The sequence below is a fragment of the Frateuria sp. genome, from assembly GCF_035944355.1.
Lineage (GTDB): Bacteria > Pseudomonadota > Gammaproteobacteria > Xanthomonadales > Rhodanobacteraceae > Frateuria_A.
The window spans coordinates 342,169-355,810 of record NZ_DASZBH010000014.1 but is presented as its reverse complement, the minus strand read 5'-3'; the positions used below and the strand labels follow the sequence as shown (position 1 = coordinate 355,810).

The 13,642-nt window shown below is 68.4% G+C and carries 15 protein-coding genes; 3 read left to right on the top strand and 12 right to left on the bottom strand.

Annotation, left to right across the window (positions count from 1 at the left end):
- Positions 1-79: 79 nt before the first annotated feature.
- Together VGU03_RS12220 and VGU03_RS12215 are read left to right on the top strand one after the other, a co-directional pair.
- Complete coding sequence (locus VGU03_RS12220; RefSeq protein ID WP_327480868.1) at positions 80-241, top strand: hypothetical protein; 162 nt, start codon at positions 80-82, stop codon at positions 239-241.
- Positions 242-470: 229 nt separating this feature from the next.
- Positions 471-1,730 (top strand): MFS transporter, encoded by a 1,260-nt coding sequence (locus VGU03_RS12215; protein ID WP_327480866.1) that lies wholly within the window; start codon positions 471-473, stop codon positions 1,728-1,730.
- 67 nt (positions 1,731-1,797) lie between these two features.
- On the opposite strand, the gene VGU03_RS12210 is transcribed toward VGU03_RS12215, so the two are convergent.
- Both VGU03_RS12210 and VGU03_RS12205 read right to left on the bottom strand, forming a co-directional pair.
- A complete protein-coding gene (locus VGU03_RS12210; protein WP_327480864.1) occupies positions 1,798-3,039 on the bottom strand; it encodes an ectonucleotide pyrophosphatase/phosphodiesterase in 1,242 nt (413 codons plus the stop codon).
- A gap of 98 nt (positions 3,040-3,137) precedes the next feature.
- The gene (locus VGU03_RS12205; protein ID WP_327480862.1) at positions 3,138-4,382 is read right to left on the bottom strand and encodes an ectonucleotide pyrophosphatase/phosphodiesterase; all 1,245 of its coding nucleotides are present in this window, start codon (positions 4,380-4,382) and stop codon (positions 3,138-3,140) included.
- A 46-nt stretch (positions 4,383-4,428) separates the two neighbouring features.
- Here VGU03_RS12205 and VGU03_RS12200 point away from each other — a divergent pair, with 46 nt between their 5' ends.
- On the top strand, positions 4,429-4,848 hold the full coding sequence (locus VGU03_RS12200) for a hypothetical protein (protein WP_327480859.1): 420 nt from the start codon (positions 4,429-4,431) through the stop codon (positions 4,846-4,848).
- Positions 4,849-4,866: 18 nt separating this feature from the next.
- Here VGU03_RS12200 and VGU03_RS12195 read toward each other — a convergent pair whose 3' ends face one another.
- The 10 genes from VGU03_RS12195 to VGU03_RS12150 form a co-directional block, all read right to left on the bottom strand.
- Complete coding sequence (locus VGU03_RS12195; RefSeq protein WP_327480857.1) at positions 4,867-5,394, bottom strand: methylated-DNA--[protein]-cysteine S-methyltransferase; 528 nt, start codon at positions 5,392-5,394, stop codon at positions 4,867-4,869.
- On the bottom strand, positions 5,391-6,926 hold the full coding sequence (locus VGU03_RS12190; protein ID WP_327480855.1) for an AlkA N-terminal domain-containing protein: 1,536 nt from the start codon (positions 6,924-6,926) through the stop codon (positions 5,391-5,393). The genes VGU03_RS12195 and VGU03_RS12190 overlap by 4 nt, the downstream gene beginning before the upstream one ends.
- A gap of 97 nt (positions 6,927-7,023) precedes the next feature.
- On the bottom strand, positions 7,024-7,440 hold the full coding sequence (locus tag VGU03_RS12185; protein WP_327480853.1) for a DUF6326 family protein: 417 nt from the start codon (positions 7,438-7,440) through the stop codon (positions 7,024-7,026).
- Positions 7,441-7,477: 37 nt separating this feature from the next.
- On the bottom strand, positions 7,478-8,203 hold the full coding sequence (locus VGU03_RS12180; RefSeq protein ID WP_327480851.1) for a DUF4386 domain-containing protein: 726 nt from the start codon (positions 8,201-8,203) through the stop codon (positions 7,478-7,480).
- Positions 8,204-8,212: 9 nt separating this feature from the next.
- Entirely contained in the window at positions 8,213-8,914 is a 702-nt protein-coding gene (locus VGU03_RS12175; RefSeq protein ID WP_327480849.1) for a hypothetical protein, read from the bottom strand.
- 123 nt (positions 8,915-9,037) lie between these two features.
- A complete protein-coding gene (locus tag VGU03_RS12170) occupies positions 9,038-10,021 on the bottom strand; it encodes a hypothetical protein (RefSeq protein ID WP_327480847.1) in 984 nt (327 codons plus the stop codon).
- On the bottom strand, positions 10,018-10,875 hold the full coding sequence (locus VGU03_RS12165; protein WP_327480845.1) for an ABC transporter ATP-binding protein: 858 nt from the start codon (positions 10,873-10,875) through the stop codon (positions 10,018-10,020). The genes VGU03_RS12170 and VGU03_RS12165 overlap by 4 nt, the downstream gene beginning before the upstream one ends.
- A complete protein-coding gene (locus VGU03_RS12160) occupies positions 10,872-11,246 on the bottom strand; it encodes a GntR family transcriptional regulator (RefSeq protein ID WP_327480843.1) in 375 nt (124 codons plus the stop codon). Before VGU03_RS12160 ends, VGU03_RS12165 begins: the two co-directional genes overlap by 4 nt.
- Positions 11,247-11,249: 3 nt before the next feature.
- Complete coding sequence (locus tag VGU03_RS12155; RefSeq protein WP_327480841.1) at positions 11,250-11,570, bottom strand: hypothetical protein; 321 nt, start codon at positions 11,568-11,570, stop codon at positions 11,250-11,252.
- A gap of 408 nt (positions 11,571-11,978) precedes the next feature.
- Positions 11,979-13,640 carry an amidohydrolase gene (locus VGU03_RS12150; RefSeq protein WP_327480839.1) on the bottom strand — a complete coding sequence of 554 codons (1,662 nt, stop codon included), beginning with the start codon at positions 13,638-13,640 and terminating at the stop codon, positions 11,979-11,981.
- Between the last annotated feature and the right edge of the window lie 2 nt (positions 13,641-13,642).

Here is a 13,642-nt window from a genome sequence, read left to right as displayed (position 1 = left end):
GGGCCGGCGTCATCGGCCGCGTCATCACCGCCCCTGCAACGGCGTTCCTGCGCTTGCCATCCAAGCCAAGGAGTTGCCCATGCGTCGCGTCCTGTCGTTGTTCACCACCGCCGTGTTGCTGGCCGGCAGCCTCGCGCTTTCCGGGTGCGTGGTCGTGCCTGCGCATCGCGCCCGCGTGTGGGTCCCGGGCTACTGGGCACCGGCCCACGTCTGGGTCGGGGGGTATTGGCGGTATCGCTGAACGGGCGTGCGCGACCGGGCGGCCAAGCCCGCCCGGCCGTCAGACGTGCGCATCCAGCCTTGGGCTGCCGCGTGTGATTCACGTGACGTCCCAGGCGATTTGCCGTGGTGCGGAGTTTCGGGGCCTTCGTTACCGCCACCCGAGCAGGTGACGTGATGCGTGCGCTGGCCTGGCCTGCCGGCGAAGAGGAGAATGCGCCCGCTCACCACAATGCAAGGCAGCTGCGCCGATGAAGGAAACCTCCATGCCGGTCGTCGGCAGCGACGACGGCCTGATCCGCCACGGCACACCCTTGTTCCGCCAGGCGAACCTGGCCCTGTTCGCCGCGGGTATCGCCACCTTCGGGCTGCTCTACTGCGTGCAGCCCTTGATGCCCGAATTCAGCAAGGACTTCGGCGTGAGCGCGGCCACCAGCGCGCTGTCGCTCTCGCTGACCACCGGCGTGCTGGCGTTCGCGATGCTGTTCGCCGGCGCCGTGTCCGACGCCTGCGGGCGCAAGCTGGTGATGACGGTGTCGCTGCTCTCCTCCGCGCTGCTGGTGCTGCTGAGCGCGCTGGTGCCCGGCTGGGCCAGCCTGCTGGTGCTGCGCACTCTGCTGGGGCTCAGCCTGAGCGGCCTGCCGGCAGTGGCGATGACCTGGCTGAGCGAGGAGATGCACCCGGACTCGATCGGCCTGGGGATGGGCCTGTACATCAGCGGGAACGCCATCGGCGGCATGGGCGGGCGGCTGGTCACCGGCGTGCTGGCCGATTTCTTCGACTGGCGCGTGGGCGTGCTGGTGGTGGCCGGAATCGGGCTGGCGTCGGCCCTGATGTTCTGGCGCCTGCTGCCGCCGTCGCGGCATTTCCAGCGGCAGCCGCTCGAACTGCGCGCGCTCCTGTTGCGCTTCGCCGGCGTGTTCCGCGATGCCGGCCTGCCGTGGATGTTCGTCGAGGGCTTCCTGCTGCTGGGCGCCTTCGTCACCGTCTACAACTACATCGGCTATCGGCTGCTCGCTGCCCCTTACAACCTGAGCCAGGCGGTGGTCGGACTGATCTTCAGCGTGTACCTGATCGGCACCTTCAGCTCGGCCTGGATGGGCCACCTGGCCGGCCGGCTGGGCCGGCGTCGGGTGCTGTGGACCACTTTCGCGCTGATGCTCGCGGGCGTGGGCATGACCGCGCTGCACCCGCTCGTGCTGGTGGTCGGCGGGGTGGTGGCGGTGACCTTCGGCTTCTTCGGCGGCCACTCGATCGTCAGCAGCTGGGTCGGACGCCGTGCCGGCGCGGCCAAGGCGCAGGCGTCCTCGTTGTACCTGTTCGCCTACTACATGGGCTCGAGCCTGGCCGGCGCGGGCGGTGGCCTGTTCTATGCGGCGCGCGGCTGGAATGGCGTAGCAACGTTCATCGGCGCCATGGTGCTGGCGGGACTGCTGGTCGCGTGGCGGCTGTATTTCCTGCAGCCGTTGCCCGGTCCGCCCTCGCCGGGCACCGAGCCGCCGCTGCCCTAGCTGGCGCCAGCTGCGAGGCCCTCGTCCGCTCCGCGGTGAAGGCCCCGGATGCCGGAGAGACCGTCCCTCAGCGCGCGGCTGGCTCGAGCATGCCCTCGACCGCGCGGTAGTCGCCGTCGTTGGGCTGTGCGGGGATGCCCAGCAGGTGCGTCATGAGCGGATAGACGTCCACGTTCGGGAACACCGGCATCCAGGTGCGAGGGCGGAACGCCGGGCCGTGTGCCACGAACAGGGCGCGCATCGTCGGGTCCGCATTGTCGAAACCGTGCTCGCCGCGCAACGGCTTGCCGTGATGCAGCGCGGTAGCTTGGTTATGGGTGATCAGCCAGCCCACCTGCGCCAGGCAGAACAGCGGCGGCACGCGCGCGTTGCCGCCGTAGTGCAGGCGGGCCGGGATGTCGGCCTTGCGCCAGCACTGCATGTGCGGCTGTGGCTTGAGCAGTGCGCCGGCGATCTCCGCCTCGTGGCCGGGCGCCGGGATGATGCCGGCGATCGCGCCGGTGGAGACCACCTGAGCGTGTGCCGGATCGATCAGGTCGTCGAGGAAGATGCGCTGCGCCGGCGGCGTGGCCGCCATGCCGTGGTCGGCCAGCACGATCAGGTTCAACCGGTCGTACAGCCCGCGCCGCTTCAGTCCGGCGATCAGGCGCGCCAGCGCATGGTCGACCTGGGCGATTGCCGCGTCGGTCTGCGGCGCGTCCGGCCCCTCGTAGTGGCCTGCCGAATCGACCGCCTCGAAGTACAGCGTGACGAAGCCTGGGCGCTGCGCCGGCGGCAGGTCCAGCCACTGCAGCACGTGGTCGACCCGCGCGTCGTAGCCCATGTCGCCGTCGTAGGGCAACCAGTAGTCCGGGCGGCGGCCGTGGATGCTCGCCTCCGAACCGGGCCAGAACATCGTCGCCGTCTTCAGGCCGTCGCGCTGGGCGGTGACCCAGATCGGCTCGGCCTGATCCCACCAGCGCCCGTCGCTCACCGCGGCGCGGTTGCCCAGCGTGAATCGGCCCAGCGCCGGCACGGACATCGCGTTGTCGACGATGCCGTGGTGGTCCGGGTAGCGGCCGGTGACCAGGCTGTAGTGGTTGGGGAAGGTCAGCGACGGGAACGAGGGCTGCAATCCCGCGCCTTGCACGCCCTCGGTGGCGAGTGAGCGCAGCGCGGGACTGTAGCCGCGGTCGAGGTAGTCGGCGCGGAAGCCGTCGATGGAGACCAGCAGTAGCGGCGTGCGTGCCAGCGGCCGCGCCGCCGGGGTCGCGCAGCCCGCGGCCAGCGCGGCCAGGCACAGGCAGGCGAGGCGAAGGAGGTTGCTCATGCAAGGGGACGTGAGGGGAGGGAGCCGTCGATCATCCGCAGCTTCCTCCCACGTCGCACCTGCCGTTACGGCTATTGCAGCGAGAGCGGACTCATGCGTCAGCGTGCCGCTGGCACGAGCATGCCCTCGACCGCGCGGTAGTCGCCATCGTTGGGCTGTGCGGGTATGCCCAGCAGATGGGTCATCAGCGGGTAGACGTCCACGTTGGGGAAGGCGGGCACCGTCACGCCATCGCGGAAGGCTGGCCCATGGGCGACAAACAAGGCCCGCATCTGCGGTGCGGCATTGTCGTAGCCGTGCTCGCCCAGGCTGACGTGGCCCGCGTGCGAGGCGAGGTAATCCGCCGTCGTGATGCGCCAGCCCACGTCGGCCAGGCACAGCAGCTGCGGCACGCGCGGGTTGCGGCCATAGAGCAGGCGGGCCGGGACACGGGTCTTGTCCCAGCACCACATGTGCGGCTGCGGCCGTTCCAGCCTGGCCTCGACTGCGGCGAAGTCATGGCCAGGCCTGGGGTTGAAGCCCGCCAGCACGCCGAGGCTCACGACCTGCACGTCATCCAGATCGACCTGCCGTTCGATCAGCACGCTGTGCTCCAGCGGCACCGAGGCCATGCCGTGGTCGGCCAGCACGAGCAGGTTGATGCGGTCGAACAGGCCGCGTGCTTTCAGGCCCTGCACCAGCCGGGCGAGTGCCTGGTCGGTCTCGCGCAGGGCTGCATCCACCTGCGGCGCGTCGGGGCCATAGCTGTGGCCGGCGTGGTCGACCGCATCGAAATACAGAGTGAGAAAGCTGGGGCGCTGCTCCGGTGGCAGGTCGAGCCAGGCCAGGATCTGGTCGACGCGCTCATCCGGCGTCACCGCGCCGTCGTAGGGCTTCCAGTAATCCGGATGACCGCCATGGATGTCGGCTTCGGAACCCGGCCAGAACATCGTCGCCGTGCGCAGGCCCTGCCGATCGGCCGTTTCCCACAGTGGCGTTCCCTGTGCCCACCACCGTCCGTCGCTCACCGCCTTGCGGTTGCCGAGCGAGAACTTGCCCAACTGCGCGTCGTACATGGTGTTGTCGACGATGCCGTGGCGGTCCGGACGCAGGCCGGTCACCAGGGTGTAGTGGTTGGGAAAGGTCAGCGAGGGAAACGAGGGCTGCATCGCCTCGGCCCGCACGCCATGGCGCGCCAATGTGTCCAGCGTGGGCGACAGGCCGCGCTCGAGATAGTCCGCACGGTAGCCGTCGATGGAAATCAGCAGCAGCGGCGTGGGCCGCTTCGCGCTGCGCGGCGCCGTCGCGCAACCGGCGCTGAATGCCAAGGCCAGGCAGCACAGCAGGCGAAACAGGATTTTCATAGGAGGACTCTTACGATGAATCAATCGCGCATCATCGCATCGCCACATGACGCTAAAGACCCATCCATCGTTCTGCCTCTGGGCCATCGCGCTCGCCGCGCTGCCGATGGTCGCCAGCGCGTGGCAAGCCAAGCCCAACCAGCCAGTCCCGCCACCGCGGCCGGTGGTCATCGTGCAGCCGCCGGCGAACGCGCGGTTCCAGCAGGTGATGCGTGAGCAGCAGGTGCGCGACCAGTTGCAGCAGAATCAGGTCGAGGAACAGCTGCGCGAGCGCCAGATGCAGGCGCTGCGCCAGCCGTACGCTGCCGACCCGGCGCGTGCCGCCAGGCTCGACCAGGCCGACCAGGCGCAGCGCGAGCTCTATCGCGTGCGCCAGCAGGACGTACTGGACCGCTACCAGAGCACCGTGGCGCCGCCGGTGGTTCATTCCGCCAGCGAGCCGGCCACGCCACGCAGCGGCGGTTGATCCGCCGGCGGCGCGTCGCTAGACCGGGCGGGGCGCGTGCACGGCCAACCCGAACAGGTCGCCGCGCGCCACGCCTTCCTCCATCGCCAGCAGGAAGCGCTTGGTCGGCAGGCCGCCGCCGAAGCCGGTGAGGCTGCCGTCGGCGCCGATCACCCGGTGGCAGGGCAGCACGATGGGCAACGGATTGCGTCCGTTCGCCGCGCCCACGGCACGTACCGCCTGCGGCTGGCCGATGCGACGCGCCATTTCGCCGTAGCTGATGGTGGCGCCATAGGGAATGCGGCCCAGTTCCTGCCACACCGCCAGCTGGAACGGCGTGCCGATCGGATGCAGCGGCAGTTCGAACGCCTGCCGCGTTCCGGCGAAGTATTCCTCCAGTTGCACGCGGGCGAAGGCGAGCGCGGTGGCCGAGCGCACCCAGGCGGGATCGGGTTCGCGCCGGTGCCGGCCGGTCTCGAACCAGACTTCGCGCAGCCCCAGCGCGTCGGCGACCAGGCGCAGGCGGCCGATCGGGGTGGGCAGGTCGTCGTAGTGGATCGCACTCATCGGCGCTTTCCTCGCTTGGCCGCATGGTCCGGCTGGGTGTCATCGGCCTTGGCGGCTTCGGCGCGGTCGGCCGTGCTGCGCCACAGGTGGATCACTGCGTAGGCTCGCCACGGCCGCCATGCCTGCGCCATCTTGGTGAGCGTCCGCGTGCTGAGTTCGCCCGTGCCGCCGGTGGCAGCGCGGCGCAGGATCAGGTCGGCGGCGGGAAAGGCGTCCGGATGGCCGAGCGCGCGCATCGCCATGTAGTGCGCGGTCCATTCGCCGATGCCGTGCAGCGCGGTCCAGCGTTCCACGAATTCCTCCAGCGGCTGCTCGGGGCGGAAATCGGCGCGTCCGTCCAGCAGTGCCTGCGCGATGCCGCGGATGGTCTGCGCCCTGGCGCGCACGACCCCGATCTGCGAGAGATCCGCGTCGGCCAGTTGAGCCGGCGTCGGGAACAGCCGCTCCAGTCCGGGCAGCACGGGCGTGGCCAGCGGCGTGCCAAAGCGTTGCACGGTGCGCGAAGCCAGCGTGCGTGCGGCGGCCACGCTCACCTGCTGGCCGAGCACGGCGCGCACCGCGATCTCGAAGCCGTCCCAGCCACTGGGCAGGCGCAGGCCAGGACGCTTGCGCAGCAGCGGGGCGAGCACGCCGCCGGCGCCCAGCGTGGCGGCGATCGCGCGCGGTTCGGCGTCCAGGTCGAACATGCGCCGCAGGCGCGTCACCAGTGGCAACAGTTGCGCGGATTGCGGGCCGTGCAGCTCCAGCTTGAGCGCGTGCTCGCCGTCAGGCCAGGCCGACAGGCGCAGCCAGCCGGGCGCCTCGGCCGGGCCGAATACGCGTGTATAGGCGTTCGCGTCGACCTGCTCGATGCCGGGAAGGGCGCGCGAGCGCAAAAAATCCAGCACGCCGTCGAAGTCGTACGGCGGCCGGTAGCCCAGCCGCAGCACCAGCGCATCGCCGTCCTGGCCGGCGTGCGGCCGGCGGCGCAGTTCGCGCGGCGCGATGCGGTTGGCCTGGGTGAACGCGGCATTGAAACGGCGCAGGCTGCCGAAGCCGGAAGCGAGCGCGACCTCGGTCACCGGCAGCGCCGTCTCGGTCAGCAGCTGCTTGGCGAACAGCAGCCGGCGCGTGGTGTGCACGCGCAGCGGCGGCGCGCCCAGATGTTCGACGAACAGGCGGCGCAACTGCCGCGCACCCACGCCTACGCGGCCGGCCAGGCCCTCGAGCGAACCCTCGGCGAGCGCGCCGCCGTCGATCAGCTTCAGCGCGCGCGCCACCACGTGCTCGCCCGGGTGCCAGGCCGGGTGTCCGGGCGCGAGTTCCGGCCGGCAGCGCAGGCACGGCCGGAAACCATCCGCCTCGGCGGCCGCGGCGTTCGCGTAGTAGCGCACGTTGGCGGCCTTCGGCGATGGCGCGGGGCAGACCGGGCGGCAATAGATGCGCGTGCTGGTCACCGCGGTGAAGAAGAGCCCATCGAAACGCGCATCGCGGCTCAGGCGCGCCTGTTCGCAGGCGTGGTGGTCGGGCAGGGTGCTTGATGGCGCGGACATGCGATGCAGGCTAGCACCATGCCTGCGGCACGACTCGCCGTTTTCGGACATGGATGACGCCGGCGCCGCGCGGCCGAAAAAGGCGCCTGTGGGGAAATCAGGCCATCGCCTGCCGCGGCCAGCGCCAGGCGTACCAGAGCACGCAAAACTGCAGTGCGATCTCCACTGTGCTCATGAACACGTAGAACGCCCACGCGCCCGGCAGGGTTGCGAGGATGATCGCGGTGAGAGCGGCACTGATGACGAGGTTGAGCCAGCGCGACCAAGCCGCAGGCAATGCGAGCGACAGGAAGATCATGGCCGCAGGAATGGCCACGAGCACGGACACCGCCACGAGCGAACCCTGGCTGGTGGGGCCCAGCGGGCCACCGCCTTCGAGGATGTCCTTCAGGTTGCCCGGGCGATACAGGCCCCAGAAATCGCCATAGATGTAGCACGACATGATCGCCGCCCACGCCGCGGACAGCTTGAACCTCACGTGGATCTTCTGGTCTTCCAGGCGTATCGGAGTCATGGTTCGGCCTTTGTCGTCGGAGCGCAGCGGGGCGTGGTCAGGCGGGGCTGGTGTCCGCAAGCCGCGCCAAAGGGCGTGCGCCGACCACCAGCAACCAGAGGCAGGTACCGATCTCGCCCAGGGACGCCGGAAACATGATGCAGCCGGCCACGGCCGATGCCGGATAGGACGGCAGCAGCAGGGTGCCCAGGAAATCCACCAGGTAGCCCAGGCCCCCCAGCACCAGCAGCGCACCCAGCAGCCGGGGCAGCAAGCCGCACTTGAACACCAGGTAGCCGAACGGCAGCAGCCAGGCGCCCCAGAAGACCTCCAGCACGAGCAGGCCGTGCCGGTAGGCGTCAAGCTGCAGCATGGCCTGGGCGTGCAGCTGCGTGGCCGTGAAAGCCTGCAGGTAACCCGCATCGCCGAGCAACGAGAGAACCTCGAAACGGTGCACGACGTTGGCGCAGGCGACCGGCACGCTGGCGGTGGCGAAGGCGACCATCAGCACGGCGGCCTTCCTGCCGGCGCCCTCCAGCAATCGGTACAGCGCCAGCGGCAACAGCAGGAAGGCGGCGTTGCACACGAGTTCGGCCGCGATGCCCAGGCGGAACAAGGCCTGCGACTGGAGAATGCGTGCGACCGTCGCTGCGGCGTCAGCGTGCACCGAGAACCGGGAGGGCACGTAGCCCAGGTAGAACATGCCGGTGACCACCGTCACCAGGTAGAGCAGGCCGGCGGTGCGGGCCAGCCTGTTCGCGTTTGCGGGTTCGCTCGTGGGCATCGTGGCGAATCAGTCGGAAAACACCGCGTCGCCCTTCTTGCCGTTCTTGTCGGTCATGTCCTTGCCGCAGTCGTCGACGTCCTTCTGCGTCATCGTGGCGTAGGGCCGGAACTCGGCCATGGCGGCGGCCAGCTTCTGCTGCGAGGCCAGCAGACCGGGCATGCGCAGGCAGAGGCGGGCGGCGGCGGCCTGGATCTTGTCCGTCTGCGGCTGGATGGCGGCCTCGATCTCCTTGTCGCTCTTCCCGCTGAGCGCACCCCAGATCGCCTCCCTGGCTGCACTGGCGCCCAGGCTGGCGCCGTGTTCGCCGATCTCCATGCCGGCCTCGGCGATGCCGATGATCTGCTGGCGGTAATCCTGCAGCAGGGCATGCTGCTGCGGCGTGGCCTCCACTTTCTTGCCCGCGATCACCAGCTCGCCGAGAGGCGTGATCACGGCCCTGGGGCGCGAGTCGTCGTGGCGCTGGGACCCTTCGCCGACGTGGACGCTGTCCACGTCGATGTCCTTGGTGGCCAGCTCCTGCTTGGCCTGCTCGATTCCCTTATGGATTTCGGCCGATATGGCCGACGGCGAGGTCTGTTCCTGGACTTCCTTCATGGCCTGGGCCACGCCGTGTCCGTTGTCCGAGCCGGCGGTGCCGGATTGGCTGCAGGCGACCAGCGGCAGCAGCAGGGCCAGCGCAAGTCCGCTGGTGATCGCTTTGGATTTCATCGGATTCTCGCTCCATGGCGGTCTGTTGAATTCGGCGCGCCGATCGTTGTGGCCGAGGGACGGAAGGCCGTCGTACATCCACGTGGAAACCGGGCGGTCACGGGCCCTGCGGGCCTTGCGCGATCAGGTGTCGTCGCGCCAGCGGCGGAACCAGATGGCTGCGGCGATCAGGCCGAGGCCGACCAGCACGCCGATCCACAGGTTGGCCGAGCCGAGCAGGTGGTAGGTGTTGCTCAGGTTCATGAAGTCGAGGTTGTCCTTGCCGGTACGGACCAGGTCGTCGCCGGCGACCAGGCTGGCGCCGGGGAAGGCGCTGAACAGGGCGCGGGCCACGATGTTCTGCCAGAACCATCCGGCGGACAGGTTGAATAGCCCCATGATGCCGAACCAGGTGACCAGCAGACCGGTGGCAACCGGCAGGGCGATGGCCCACAGGAACGGCTTGGTGCGGGCCCAGGCCGAGCACGCCATCAGCCAGCCGACCGAGGGCAGGGCCCACAGCAGGTACAGCGGGATGTGGCCGATCATGTTGAGCATGACCCGCAGCGGATGGGCGAGCAGCAGCAACTGCCACACGTTGACGCCGTGGAAGGACAGCGTGACCGCCACCATCATCAACTGCAGGATGCCCGCGGCAATGCCAGCCAGCGTCGCGATGATCGGCGCCACGAGGGTGGCGCTGGCGACCTTGGAGAGCACGGTCTGCGAATCCGACAGCGGCAGCGATTTCCAGAACAGGATGCTGCGGTCGCGGCGTTCGTCATAGATCGCGCCCAGACAGTAGAAGAACACCACGAAGCCCATCACCACGAAGATCAGCGCCATCGAAGAGTACATGGCGATATCCAGCGCCATGCCGACGTGGCTCATGTCGCCGGCGTCCATCTGCGAAATCACGTGCTGCATCTCGCCGCTCGCGCCGAAATGGATGCCGTGCCGGGCGCCCACCACCTCGGCGGTGACGATGCCCATCAGGTTCAGCACCAGGAAGACGGCGCCGGTGATCAGCGGCGCCCACAGGAAGCCGCCGCGGTGTTCCCAGAACTCGCGTTTGACGAGCCAGTACATGTTGCTTCCGAGCGGGTTGTTGCCGACAAGGGTTTTCATGCGTAGGTCCCTTTCATGGTGGCGACGAACAGATCACTGACGGAGGGCCGGCGGATCTCGCCAAGGCTCTCGAGCGTCGTGCGGTCGGCGCCGTCGAACAGAAAGATGCTCTTGCCGAACACCTGGCGCTCGTCCAGCGGGTTCAGCGTGCGTGCCGCGGGAGCCTTCTCGGCATTGACCATCACCTCGGCGAAGCGCTCGCCGACGGCGTCCATGTCGGTGTCCAGCACGATCTTGCCGTCGCGGATGAACATCAGGTCGGTGAGGATGTGTTCGATCTCCTCCACCTGATGGGTGGTGACGATGATCGTCTTGTTCTCGTCGAAATAGTCCTCCAGCAGGCTCTGGTAGAACTGCTTGCGGTAGAGGATGTCCAGGCCGAGCGTGGGTTCGTCCAGCACCAGCAGGCGGGCGTCGATGGCCATCACCAGGGCCAGGTGCAACTGCACGATCATGCCCTTGGACATCTGCCGCACGCGCTGGTCGGGCGTGAGCTTGGTGCGCTTGAGAAAGGCCTCGCACTTGGCGCGGTCGAAGCGCGGGTGCACGTGGGCGACGAAGTCGATCGCCTCGCGCACGCGGATCCACCGCGGCAGCACCGCCACGTCGGCGATGAAGCAGACCTGTTCCATCAGCTTGTCGCGCTGCGTGCGCGGGTCGAAGCCGAGCACGTCGAGTTCGCCCTCGAAGGAGGTGAGACCCAGGATCGCCTTGAGCGCCGTGGTCTTGCCGGCCCCGTTGGGGCCGATCAGGCCGACGATGCGGCCGGATTGGATCTGGAAGTTCACCCCGTCCAGCGCGGTGGTGTTCTTGTAGCGCTTGCTTAAGTTGCGAGCGGTGACGATGGCGCTCATGGCTTCAGTTCCGTGGTGGCCGGCGCTTCGCGCATCAGCGTTTTGAGATCCAGCCCAAGGCGCTGCAAACGCGCGAACAAGGCCGGCCATTCCTCGCGCAGGAATCGCTCGCGCTCGGATTTCAACAAGGCCTCGCGGGCCCCCTCGGTGACGAACATGCCCAGCCCCCTCCTTTTTTCGACCAGTTGATCGTCGACCAGCTCCTGGTACGCCTTGGACACGGTCAGCGGATTGATCTGGAAATCCGCCGCCACCTGGCGCACCGACGGCAGCGGGTCGCCTTCGTTCAAGGCGCCATCCAGGATCATCGCCACCACGCGTTCGCGTAGCTGGCGGTAGATCGGGACGCTGTCGTTCCAGGTGATGGTCATACGTTATTCCTTGCTGGCACGGGCGAACTTGGTGCCAAACGAATAGTAGGGCATGGCCAGCTGCGCCCCGAGCAGGGTGGCGCTCGCTTCGGCGTGCGCGTCCAGTGCCGGCGCCAGCACGGCGCTGGAAAGGTCCGCCTCGCCCAGCAGCGCCGCGCGCATCTCGCTCGCGCTGGGGCGCACCTCGACCGGGGCCAGGTCGACCACGCGGATGCCGTTGATCTCGGAAACCGGCGCGGTGCGTACGGGAGTGTTCAGGGCGGCCAGGCCCGTCGCGGTAAACAGCGTGGCGGCGGCCAGGGCGATCAGGTTCTGCGCTTTCATGGCGGGTCTCCTTAGTGACCTCGTGGACCGGTGTTGTAGTGAACTATAACACCATCCTCGAAGATGTCAACAAGCCATGGGCCATGACTCATGGCCTATTTAGAAAATGCTTTTGCTTTCAGTTGACTAAGGCGGTTATTTGAAGGATTGACCGCAAGCCTGGAGGCCGGCTTGGCCGTTGGGCGCCGGCTTTTCCACGCGGCCTCCCCAGGCGATGCGAGGAGTCCAGGCCGCCTGGATGGGCAACGAACCAGGATTACCGCCTTTGTGGCGGGTCAGGACGATGCGGCACGGACGGGCTGCCGGTGCCTGCGTTCGCGCTCCTGTTTCCGTCCGCATGCGCGACTTTGGCCCACGGGCGGGCTAACCGCAGGCGCGCATGGAGGTGGAAGAGACGCTCCTTGAGCCTTACTCGCCGGCCTGGTACACCTGCTTGCCGCCGACCCAGGTGCCCAGCACCTTGGTTTTCCACAGATCCTGCGGGTCGATGGCGAAGATGTCCCGGTCGACCAAGATGAAGTCCGCGTACTTGCCGGGTTCCAGCGAGCCCTGGGTCTTTTCCGCATGCCCGGCATAGGCGGCGCTCAGGGTGAAGGCGCGCAAGGCTTCGACGAGGCTGAGCTTCTGGCTGGGATACCAGCCGCCGGGAGGCTGGTTCTGGTGGTCCTGGCGGGTGACCGCGGCATGCAGGCCGAAGAAGGGGTTGGGCGATTCGACCGGAAAATCCGAACCGAAGGCGACCACCGTGCCCTGCTCGAGGAAGCGCCGCCATGCATAGGCGCCCTCCAGTCGTTCGCGCCCCACGCGATCCTGGGCCATGTTCATGTCTGAAGTGGCATGGGTCGGCTGCATCGAGGCGATCAGCCCGAGCGGCACGAAGCGCGGAATGTCCTCCAGCGAGACGATCTGCGCGTGTTCGACGCGGTTGCGGAAGGCCTTGGCTTCCGGGTGCGTCTTGTAGGCCGCCGTGAAACTGTAGAGCACTTCATGGTTGGCCGCGTCGCCGATCGCGTGGATGTTGACCTGGTAACCCTTGGCGAAGGCTTTCTCGATCTTCGAAACCATCGTGCCCGGGCTCATGAACAACAGCCCACGGTTGTGCGGATCGTCGGAGTAGGGCTTGAGCAGGGCGGCGCCGCGGCTGCCCAGCGCGCCGTCGGCGAACAGTTTGACCGAGTGCACGGTGAGGAAGCCGCCGCCGTAGCCGTCGAGCGGGCCTTCGGCAGTGATCGTGTCGAACGCCTCGCCGGTGTCCCTCACCATGGCGTAGATGCGCGCGGTGAGCTTGTGCTCGTCGGCGTAGCGCCTGTAGAGGCGGTAGTTCGCCAGGTCGATGCCGGCGTCGTCCACGCCGGTCAGGCCGACCCTGGCCATCTCGGCCAACGCGGTATCGAGCGCGGCGGCGCGTTCCTGGTCGGTGGGCTCGGGCGCATTGATGAGCGCCGTGGCGCCGTCGACGAAGACGCCGGTCGGGTTGCCCTGGGCGTCGCGTTCGATTCGTCCGCCGGGCGGGTCCTTGGTGTCGCGGGTGATGCCGGCCAGTTTTATGGCGGCGCTGTTGGCCCAGGCGGCATGGCCATCGACGCGGCTCAGCCACACCGGGCGGTCGGAGACCACGGCGTCCAGTTCCTTGGCGGTGGGGAAGCGGCCCAGCTTCCAGATCACCTGATTCCAGCCGCCGCCGGTGATCCAGCGTGCGTCCGGGTGGGCGGCGGCGTAGGCCTTGACGCGCTCCAGCGCTGCGTCGAGCGATTGCGTGCCCGTGAGGTCGGCCTGGGTGAGGGCATAGCCCAGATCGAGCACGTGGCCGTGTGCATCGATCAGGCCCGGCAGCAGCGTCTTGCCGTGGCCGTCGACGACCTTTGCGTTGCCTGCGCGCTTGGCCAGCACCGCATCCGGACCGGTGGCCACGACCTTGCCCTCGTCGACCAGCAGCGCGTCGAAGCGCTGCAGCTTGCCCTGGCTGTCGAGCGTGTAGCCCTTGACGTTGTGCACGTACAGATCGGCAGCCTGCAGCGCCGGCGCGATGGCCAGCAGGGCGAGCAGGGACAGACGCAGGGTGCGGTTCATGC

Coding starts and splice junctions, on each gene's coding strand:
- VGU03_RS12220 (WP_327480868.1), top strand. CDS start 80: ATGCGTCGCGTCCTGTCGTTGTTCACCACCGCCGTGTTGCTGGCCGGC.
- VGU03_RS12215 (WP_327480866.1), top strand. CDS start 471: ATGAAGGAAACCTCCATGCCGGTCGTCGGCAGCGACGACGGCCTGATC.
- VGU03_RS12210 (WP_327480864.1), bottom strand. CDS start 3,039: ATGAGCAACCTCCTTCGCCTCGCCTGCCTGTGCCTGGCCGCGCTGGCC.
- VGU03_RS12205 (WP_327480862.1), bottom strand. CDS start 4,382: ATGAAAATCCTGTTTCGCCTGCTGTGCTGCCTGGCCTTGGCATTCAGC.
- VGU03_RS12200 (WP_327480859.1), top strand. CDS start 4,429: ATGACGCTAAAGACCCATCCATCGTTCTGCCTCTGGGCCATCGCGCTC.
- VGU03_RS12195 (WP_327480857.1), bottom strand. CDS start 5,394: ATGAGTGCGATCCACTACGACGACCTGCCCACCCCGATCGGCCGCCTG.
- VGU03_RS12190 (WP_327480855.1), bottom strand. CDS start 6,926: ATGTCCGCGCCATCAAGCACCCTGCCCGACCACCACGCCTGCGAACAG.
- VGU03_RS12185 (WP_327480853.1), bottom strand. CDS start 7,440: ATGACTCCGATACGCCTGGAAGACCAGAAGATCCACGTGAGGTTCAAG.
- VGU03_RS12180 (WP_327480851.1), bottom strand. CDS start 8,203: ATGCCCACGAGCGAACCCGCAAACGCGAACAGGCTGGCCCGCACCGCC.
- VGU03_RS12175 (WP_327480849.1), bottom strand. CDS start 8,914: ATGAAATCCAAAGCGATCACCAGCGGACTTGCGCTGGCCCTGCTGCTG.
- VGU03_RS12170 (WP_327480847.1), bottom strand. CDS start 10,021: ATGAAAACCCTTGTCGGCAACAACCCGCTCGGAAGCAACATGTACTGG.
- VGU03_RS12165 (WP_327480845.1), bottom strand. CDS start 10,875: ATGAGCGCCATCGTCACCGCTCGCAACTTAAGCAAGCGCTACAAGAAC.
- VGU03_RS12160 (WP_327480843.1), bottom strand. CDS start 11,246: ATGACCATCACCTGGAACGACAGCGTCCCGATCTACCGCCAGCTACGC.
- VGU03_RS12155 (WP_327480841.1), bottom strand. CDS start 11,570: ATGAAAGCGCAGAACCTGATCGCCCTGGCCGCCGCCACGCTGTTTACC.
- VGU03_RS12150 (WP_327480839.1), bottom strand. CDS start 13,640: ATGAACCGCACCCTGCGTCTGTCCCTGCTCGCCCTGCTGGCCATCGCG.